Source organism: Pseudomonas alkylphenolica (assembly GCF_004025535.1).
Taxonomy (GTDB): Bacteria; Pseudomonadota; Gammaproteobacteria; order Pseudomonadales; family Pseudomonadaceae; genus Aquipseudomonas; species Aquipseudomonas alkylphenolica_A.
This window is the reverse complement of sequence record NZ_QJRG01000049.1, coordinates 706,757-715,376: the sequence shown is the minus strand read 5'-3', so window position 1 is coordinate 715,376 and position 8,620 is coordinate 706,757. Positions and strand designations below refer to the sequence as shown.

The 8,620-nt window shown below is 62.4% G+C and carries 8 protein-coding genes; all 8 read right to left on the bottom strand.

Going from position 1 to position 8,620, the window contains the following annotated elements; genetic code table 11:
• The coding region (locus DM813_RS26910) for a type VI secretion system Vgr family protein (protein ID WP_128326422.1) at nucleotides 1-966 on the bottom strand (966 nt) is incomplete at its 3' end.
• 336 nt (nucleotides 967-1,302) lie between these two features.
• Nucleotides 1,303-2,262: a VOC family protein gene (locus DM813_RS26905; protein ID WP_128326421.1), complete on the bottom strand. Its 960-nt coding sequence runs from the start codon at nucleotides 2,260-2,262 to the stop codon at nucleotides 1,303-1,305.
• 71 nt (nucleotides 2,263-2,333) lie between these two features.
• Nucleotides 2,334-2,873, bottom strand: coding sequence for a VOC family protein (locus tag DM813_RS26900; RefSeq protein ID WP_128326420.1), 540 nt, complete (start codon nucleotides 2,871-2,873; stop codon nucleotides 2,334-2,336).
• Nucleotides 2,874-2,888: 15 nt separating this feature from the next.
• Nucleotides 2,889-3,104 carry a ferredoxin gene (locus DM813_RS26895; protein WP_128326419.1) on the bottom strand — a complete coding sequence of 72 codons (216 nt, stop codon included), beginning with the start codon at nucleotides 3,102-3,104 and terminating at the stop codon, nucleotides 2,889-2,891.
• A gap of 24 nt (nucleotides 3,105-3,128) precedes the next feature.
• Nucleotides 3,129-3,632, bottom strand: coding sequence for an aromatic-ring-hydroxylating dioxygenase subunit beta (locus DM813_RS26890; RefSeq protein ID WP_128326418.1), 504 nt, complete (start codon nucleotides 3,630-3,632; stop codon nucleotides 3,129-3,131).
• The gene (locus DM813_RS26885; protein WP_128326417.1) at nucleotides 3,632-5,032 is read right to left on the bottom strand and encodes an aromatic ring-hydroxylating oxygenase subunit alpha; all 1,401 of its coding nucleotides are present in this window, start codon (nucleotides 5,030-5,032) and stop codon (nucleotides 3,632-3,634) included. The genes DM813_RS26890 and DM813_RS26885 overlap by 1 nt, the downstream gene beginning before the upstream one ends.
• 57 nt (nucleotides 5,033-5,089) lie before the next feature.
• On the bottom strand, nucleotides 5,090-7,528 hold the full coding sequence (locus DM813_RS26880) for an efflux RND transporter permease subunit (RefSeq protein WP_128326416.1): 2,439 nt from the start codon (nucleotides 7,526-7,528) through the stop codon (nucleotides 5,090-5,092).
• The gene (locus DM813_RS26875; protein WP_128326415.1) at nucleotides 7,525-8,607 is read right to left on the bottom strand and encodes a sialidase family protein; all 1,083 of its coding nucleotides are present in this window, start codon (nucleotides 8,605-8,607) and stop codon (nucleotides 7,525-7,527) included. The genes DM813_RS26880 and DM813_RS26875 overlap by 4 nt, the downstream gene beginning before the upstream one ends.
• Nucleotides 8,608-8,620 lie beyond the last annotated feature (13 nt).

Here is an 8,620-nt window from a genome sequence, read left to right as displayed (position 1 = left end):
GAGGCTGAAGCTCAGGCCGGGCTGCAGGCGTACGTCGTCGCCTTCGACTTCGGCAAGGCGTGCATCGTGGCGCAGGCCCATCGCGCGCGTATGGATGAGGGGTTTGGCGACGGCTTCGCGTTTGTAACGGCCGGGGTAGTCGAAACGTTCGTAGTCATTGGCCAGGTGCTGTATGTGATCGGGCAGGCCGACCTGCTCCAGGCGATAGGCCGGGTGAGTGAAGGTGTAGTCGCGCTGCACCTGGCGCGTTGAGCGCACCTGTTCGCGGTAGCTGAAGCGGCGCAGGCACGGTTCGGCTTGATCGCCGCCGCCGCTGGCGTGGTACAGCACGGTGTCGGGAAATGCTTCCTGGCTGTCTTCCTGCTCATCCTTGATGCCGCCACGCCTGAGCCGGCCCAATGACCGCAACCGGTCGGTGATGAGCAGCTTGTGCTGTTTCTCACTGTGTTCGAAGCGGTAGACGAAGCCTTCTTCCGCGGCGAGGCGGGCGAAGAAATCGAGGTCGGTCTCGCCGGCCTGCACGCAGAATTCGCGGACCTGATGGTCGAAAGCGCTGCCCAGCTCAAAGTGGGTGATGCCCTGGCGCTTGAGCATCAGCTCGAGAATTTGCGGGACGGTTTTCTGCTGGAAGATGCGCCAGTTCGAACGCAGGCTGGCGCGGGCCAGTTGTGGCTCGACCAGGGCCTTGTAATGCGTGCGCTTGGGCTTGGATCTGGTATCACCCTGGCAGAAGCTGCTGACCAGGCCGTGAACGTAACGCAGCGGCCGCTCGCCGCGCCAGATGGTGAACAGCACCGGCCGGTCGAGCAGTTGGTCGAAGTCGATATCGCTTTCGTAGCTGACCAGTTCCAGGGTCAGGGCGAACGGCTGGCTGACGGCCTCGGTGAGGGTGAACGACACCACCTCGAAGGAGGCGTTGCCGACCAGGGGCTGGAAGGTGAAGTGCAGATCGGATTGGCTAGGCATGCGAAGTCCTTGTCTCGCCTGAAGGGACAGACGCTGTGGCTTACAGGGCTAACAGTGCAGAGCCGAAACACTAGCGGGGAACAGCTTCTAAGTGGTCGTAAGGCCTTCCTAAAGCCTTGTGGGAAATGTCGCTAAGCCTGCATTGCGCCAGGGAGCAACCTGTTTGCGAAGAGAGATGATGAGGTGTAGCAGGTACACTGCAGGGCCTGGTTCATCTGCTCAAATCCGGAACTGCGTGCCGGTGTGACACCCCTTCCGCCGTAAGGACGGAAGGGGCTGGCAGCCTCGCCACATGGAATGGACAAGCGCCCGACCTGAAACTTACAAGGTCAACCCCTACCCTGCCGAACTGACCACCGGCTTGCGCGGCCCATCAAACGGCGCCCAGTTCTCCTCGAGCATCTCCATCAGATAGGCCTGCGCATTGTCAGCATGCAGCGGCACCTCGCGCGGTACCCAGTCATCATCGTGTTTGTCCATGTCGGCGTCATACTCGAAGCGACACCCCAACGGCCCGTCGAAATACCAGAACCAGTTCGACCCGAAGTTGTGCCGACCCGGCCCCCAGAAACTCGTATGGCCCAAGTCACGGAAGCGGTTGCCCGCCTGCATCACCTCGCTGGGCCCGCCCAGGTGGAAGGCCATGTGCTCGATGCCCTTGAGTTGCGGCGGGGTCTGGATCAGGAACATGGTGTGATGCTCCTGAGTACCCTTGGAGCGCATGAACGGCCCGCCCCCCAGTCGGTCGTTGACGCGAAACTGCAGGCGCTGCACGTAGAACGCCTCGGCCTTGGCCACATCGGGTACGAACAGGGCAAAATGGCCCAGGCTACGCACTTGCGGCAGTGCGTCCTGATCATCGACGCCAACGCAGTTGACCGGCCGCTGCAACGGTGCCCCGGGGGCATTGATCTTCTCCGCAGGCAGGCTCAGTTCGCGGCGACGGGTCAGCTGGAACACCAACGGAATATCCAGGTCATCAAGCGCCTCGATGGCACCGTCGGCCAGGCGTCTGACCTCTCGGTCCTTGCCCAGCTCGGCGGCGATCTCGTCGAGGCTTTGCTGGTCGGCAACACCGTAGATGATTTTGCGGGCCTTGTTGGTCGGGCTCAGCGGCGCCGGCGAAGCTGGGTCATTGGCCTGGCAGATGATCACACCGGTGCCGTCGAGCGTTTCGAACAACAAGCCGTCGCGCACCTGCCCGGCAGGCTTCAAGCCAAAATCCGTCATGTACCTGGCGGCGACGTCGATATCGTCGACACCGAAGACCACTGCATCTGGACCGATAATATTCATGAATCGTTACTCCGTTGTTCGCGCGGCGCGCGTGATGGGGTGGCGGCATCGCGCACCCCGGCCAGATCAGGTCAGGAGGTGATGCTGACGTTTTCACCACGGCGCAACGCCGCCATGCGCTCGTTCAGCTCGCCGTCGACGTAGTACAGCTCGGTGTAGAAACCGATCTGCTCGCGCGTGTCCCAGTAGCTCCAGCGGCAATTGCCGAACGGGCCTTCGAAGAAGCCGGCCATGGCTTTCTCCAGGCCTTGCTCCTGGTAATGACGTTCGGCCTGGGCATACTCCTCGGCGCTGCTCTGACGAAAGCCGATGTGATGCGGGCCGTAGCCACGGCTGTCGATCCAGTCTTTGTACAGGCTGTTGCCGCCGTCGTGACGGGCCAGCTCGATCAGGGTGTCGCCGGCAAAGCCGTAAGCGCAGCTGAACTGGAAATCACCGGGCTGGCCACGGTATTCCTTCTGGGTCTGCTCCTTGGCGAGGTCCAGGGCAAGGTTCCACACTTCAACGCCGTTGGTCTTGCTCCACATGGCCATGGCGGCCTCGAGGTCCGGAACGACAAAGCAGATCTGGTCGAATTTGCGACCGATCAGGTTCTTGGCAATCTCACTCATGTCTGGCTCCCCTGCTCACTCTTGAATCACACGAAGGCTGATGGCTGCGGCCGGGCAGTCACGTACCAGTTGTTCGAATTCACCTTTGCGCGAAATGTCCACGAAACGCTGTTTGAGGTGGGCAATGTTCGCCACCGAATCCAGCTCGAAGACATCGTCCGCCCCCAGGCACAGGCCATAGCCCTGGCACTTCAGGGCATCGAGGATCACTTCTACTTTTTCGCTCGCCATAGCACGGCTCTCTTGTTCTTGTTGTTACAGAAATACGCCGAGGTTGGGCGTTTGCAGCACGGCATGGGTGATCAAGGCCTTGCGCTTGAGCAACCTGAAGCCGTCTTCGCTGACACGCAGCAGGTCGTGGCGGCGCACCGGGATGACATCGCCCGGATCATCGTGACCGCGCTGGCGATAGAGGATCATGGCGCTGACAACCTCGATCACGTCCGCCCGCTCGGTGGCATCCACCATCACGCTGCCCACCACGCGCAAGGTGCGTGACGGCGGGACTTCGGCCCAGGCGTGGTCGCTTTCCAGGCGTGCGATTCGGGTCTGGATGTGCGCCTTGCAGTCCTTGATGCGAAACGCGCCGGGCGGGAACTCCTCGGCATAGTTGCGCATGGCAATACGGATCGGTACGTCGTAGTCGATCTCGTCATCGAGCAGGGCGAACCAGTCGCGGAAGCGGCGCTCATCGAGCATCAGCGCTTCACGGGCAAGAAAGTCGGCAGCGTGCTCGTGCAATTCGTGGATCTTCTTCATCACTGGCACCCTCCTTGATCGTCGCACGGCTCGGCGTGTTTGCTGGCACGCTTGCCTTCGGTCATTTCCTTTACCCAGCGGCGCCAGAAGCGCTCCTGGCTGTACTCGCCATAGATCGAGGGGTGGAATTCGCCCGGCCCTTTCCAGTCCGGGTCGGGGCCGCCGCGCTTCTGCTGATAGTGCAAACGCATGCCCTTGGACAGCGCCCAGGGGCTGGCCGCGACTTTAGCGATGCCTTCCCACACCGCGGTATCGTCCTGCTCGAAGATGCCGCCGGAGCCAAAGCCGAACTGGCCCGCCATGTAGGCTTTGTCGTGGAACGACTCGGGCAGGAAGGCGTATTCCAGCTCGTAGTTCCACAGTTCCATCACCCCTGGCGCCACCGGCTGCCACATGCGAATGCTGGTGAACGGAATCGGCATGGCGCCCGGTACGTCGGGCTGCGGAAAGCGCAAAAAACTGAAGTTGGGGAAGACCGTGCCGATGGTAGGCGGCACTTTCTTGAGCATCTCCAGTTGCACTTCGTCGAGCTGGCTCAGATCGAACTGATCGCGGTACTCCGGCGGGTAGCCCCAGAGGTCGAACATCGGTGCGATCAGCTCCGGCAAGGCGTGGCCGATAAAGCTGTTGCCGTTGCCGAAGTCATAACCGCTGGCCAGGCTGCTGACCTGATTGACGCCAGGGATGAACTCCGACAACGATGCCGACAGGTGCGCAGTACTGACGTGGTAGGCATCGCCACTGAAGTTCTCCGCCCCGCTCTTCCAGTCGGCCTTGACCACGAAGCGCTCCGGCTCCTTGAGCACTTTCATGCCATCGGGGTGCAGGCCGAACAGCGCATCGAACATCCACGCGGCGCCTCCCAGGTACTCGCGCAACGGCGGTACGTCTTCGCTCAGCGAGGCGAAGACGAAGCCATGAATCGCCTCGACCTTGGCCGCCCGCAACAGCGACCACTCTTTTTTGTCCAGCGGGCCGCCATAGGCGTCCTTGAGGTGCGGCGCACCGGCCCAGTCGCCGTTGTTGCGATAGACCCAGCCGTGGTACGGGCATTTGAAATGACGGGTATTGCCCTTGTCCTGGTGGCACAGCTCGGAGCCGCGGTGCCGGCAGTGGTTGAGCAGCACGTTGATCTGGTCATCGTCGTCACGGGTGACGATGACCTTGTCGATACCGATGCGGCGCAACACATAATCGCCCTTCTCGGGAATCTCCGAGGTGTGCGCGACAAAGATCCAGTTACGGGTGAAGATCCTTTCCATCTCTGCACGGAACACCGCGTCGTCGCGGAACACCTCGACCGGCAGCAAACCTTCGTCCATGCCCTGCGAGACGCGCTCGCACAGGTCGTCCAGGTACTGGTCCGGGTTGCCCGGATAGATAAGATCATAATTGATCATGGGGGTTGCTCTCCTCACTGCTTGTTCTTGTTTGTCTTGAGCGCTTGATCCGTCCGGCTAGGGACTGGTCTGCTCCAGTACCGGCAGATCCATGTTGCCTGCCACAGGTTGCCGCCCGGTGACCGGGGCTTGCCTGGGTTTCAACAGAAAGACCGACAGCGCAGGTACCAGCACCAGCGCGCCGAGCATGTTCCACAGGAACATGAACGCGAGCAGCGCGCCCATGTCGGCCTGAAACTTGATAGGGCTTGCCAGCCAGGTGGCAACGCCGATGGCCAGAGTGATGCCGGTGAGCATCACCACCTTGCCGGTAAAGATCAACGAGCGGTAGTAAGCCATCGACAGCGGCTGGCCGGCCTTGAGTTGCACCAACATGATCGACAGGATGTACAGCGCATAGTCGACGCCGATGCCGACGCCCAGGGCGATGACTGGCAGCGTGGCGACTTTCACGCCCATGCCCAGGGCGACCATCAAGGCCTCGGCGAGCAGCGAGGTCAGCATCAGCGGCAACACCGCGACAATGACTGCGCGCCAGGAACGAAAGGTGATCAGTGCCAACAGCGCGACCAATGCGTACACCAGCAGATTCATCTGCCGCCAGGCGTCGGCGACGACCATGTTGGTGGCCGCTTCGATGCCCGCGGTGCCCGCTGCCAGCAGGAACTGCACCTCGTCGGTGTTGTTCGCCGCAGCAAACTGCTCGACGTGGCTGACCACCCGCGACAAGGTCGCTGCCTTGTGATCGGTCAGGTACACGTACAGGGTCAGCAGCGAGCAGCTGTCGTCGTAGAGCCCCCGCGGGGCACTGGCGGTAATGGTATTGAGCATGTCCTGGTTGGGCACGAAGTCGTACCACTTCGGGTTGCCCTCGTTCAGCGCAGCACTCATGCGCCGGCTCAGCAAGGCCAGGGTGTCGGTGCTTTCCACCCCTTGCAGCTGGCGCAGCTGCCACTCCAGTGCGTCGACCTTGTTGAGGATCGGCAACGCCGAGCACAACCCCGCCGGGGTCTTGACCATGATCGCCAGGACATCGCTGGAGGCCCCGTAGTTGCCGTTCATGAATGCCATGTCACGGTTGTAGCGGCTGTCCTGGCGCAACTCCGGCGCGCCGGGATCGAGGTCGCCAATCTGCAGATGCCGGGCAACCCCCCAGCCCCCCAGGGCCAGCAGCAGGCTCACGGCTATGGCGCCGATGGCCCAGCGCCGCTGGGTAAAGCGGTCGAGCAAGCGCCACAGCAGGTGCCTGGCTACGCCCTGTTGCTCGGCGTGTTCGGCACGCAGGCTGCGCTGTGCGGCACGGGGCGAAACCCCGACGTAACTGAGCATCACCGGCAGCAGGATCAGGTTGGTGAAAATCAGGATGCCGACGCCAATCGATGCCGCCAGGGCCAGCTCGCGAATGACCTCGATGTCGATCACCAGCAGCACGCCGAAGCCCACCGCATCGATCACCAATGCTGCCAGGCCGGCGCCGAACAGCCGGCGAAAGGTCAGGCGCGCGGCCGTGAGCTTGCTGACGCCACGACCGACATCCTGAAGGATGCCGTTCATTTTCTGCGAACCATGGCTCATGCCGATGGCGAACACCAGAAACGGCACCAGGATCGAATAAGGGTCGAGGGCAAACCCCAGGGTCGGTAGCACGCCGAGCTGCCAGACCACCGCGATCAGCGACGCCACCACCACCGCAGCGGTGGAGCGCCAGCAGCGGGTGAACCAATAGAGCACGGCGCTGCTCAGGGCCAGGGTGATCAGGAAGAACACCAGCACGCTGCGCACCCCCTCGATCAGGTCGCCTACCAGCTTGGCGAAGCCGGTGACGTGCAGGGAGTAGCCGCGTGCTTCGTACTTGTGGCGCAACTGGTCGAGTGTGGCGGACAGCGCTGCGTAGTCCAGTGGCTGCCCTTGTGCATCATTGGCCAGCAACGGCAGGAAGATCGCCGTGGAGCGGCCGTCGGTGGCCACCAACCGGCCGATTTCACCGGAACGTGCGAGGTTGGCACTCAGTTGCTGCAGGCTTGCGGGCGAGCCGTCGTAACCGTCGGGAATCACCGGACCACCTTCCAGGCCGTCTTCGGTGACACCCGCCCAGCGGGTTGACGGCGTCCACAGCGACTTCATCTGCAGGCGGTTGACGCCGGGCATGAGGAACAGCTCGTCGTTCAACTCGCGCAAGGCCTCCATGTACTGCGCGTCATAAATCGTGCCGTTGGGATTGCCCAGGGCGATGCGTACCGCGTTGCCCAAACCCACGAGGTCTTTCTGGTGGGCAGTGAAATTCTGGATGTAAGGGTGCCCTTGCGGAATCATTTTCTCGAAACTGGCCGACAGTTCGAGGTGACGCAGCTGGTTGGCGAAAAACACCGTCAACAGCAGGCACAACAGGACGACGATCAAGCGGTTGTTGAAAATTGCACGTTCGACCAGAGAGCCTGAGCGCGGGTCAAAATCAGCCATCGGGGCACGTCCTGGCAGCGAGATGTTCAGGTTCATTTCAGGTTCTCCGCCTGCCCGTCGAGACGCAGCGTGGTCACCCCGCGGCTACTGAGCAGTGCGACGCTTGCGCCACTGACCGGCACGATGCCATTGAGCGAAGGCAGCGCCTGCTGGCTCAACTGCACCAGGCTGTCGTGCTGCAGGCCCAGCACATGCCCGGCCTGCGTCACGAGGTAAAGACCGCCATCGGCATCAAGGGTAGAGCCGGTAAAGGAAGACGCATCGCTGGCCGTAAGGCGCTGCCAGCTCGCGCCGCCATCCTGGCTGCGCAGCAGGCTGCCCTTGAGACCGGCAACGACGATGTCGTGATCACCCGGCAGTTCAGCGGTGAACAAACTGCCTTTGTAAGGCGTCTCCAGGCGCGCGAAAGTCGCACCGCTGTCAACGGAACGCAGCACCAGGCCGCGCTCACCGGCTACCAGCAGGTCGTTGCCGCGTTGGCGAATGGCATACAGGTGAAGACCGTCGGGATTATCCAGGCGCCCCATCCAGGAGCTCCAGTTTTGCCCCAGGTCAGGTGAGGCGAAGATCATCCCGTAGGCGCCGACTACCAGCAGACGCCCTTCCTGGTTGATCGCCACATCCAGAAACGGCTTGTCTGGCCCCTCGTCCACCAGTTGCTGCGCACTCTCGGCCAACACGGTGTTATCGCCCGCCTTCGCCGCCTGCAGTGCCAATTGCGCAGCACGGCGCCCGTCCAGGCGCAACACCCAGTGTTCGCCACCGTCACTGCTGGTCAACACCACCCCGCCATGACCGACCGCCACTCCCAGCTCACCGGAAAAGCGCACGGCAGTGAGGGTCACGCTGACCGGAACGATGCCCTGGCGCCAATGGGCACCGCCATCGTCGGAGAGCAACACCATGACACGCTCGCCGACGACCACCAGCCGCTTGCTGGCGGTAACGGCAGCGCCGAGCAGAACTGCCTGGCCTGCCTGGTTGGTCATCAATGCATTGCGCTGGGCAGGCTCGCCGACCTCGGCGCTGGCGAGCGACGCATTGGCACACAAGGAGATGGCACTGAGCATCGCCCCAAGCACGCGACTGCGCACCTCGTTGGTTTTGCGACTCATGGGCATTGCCTCT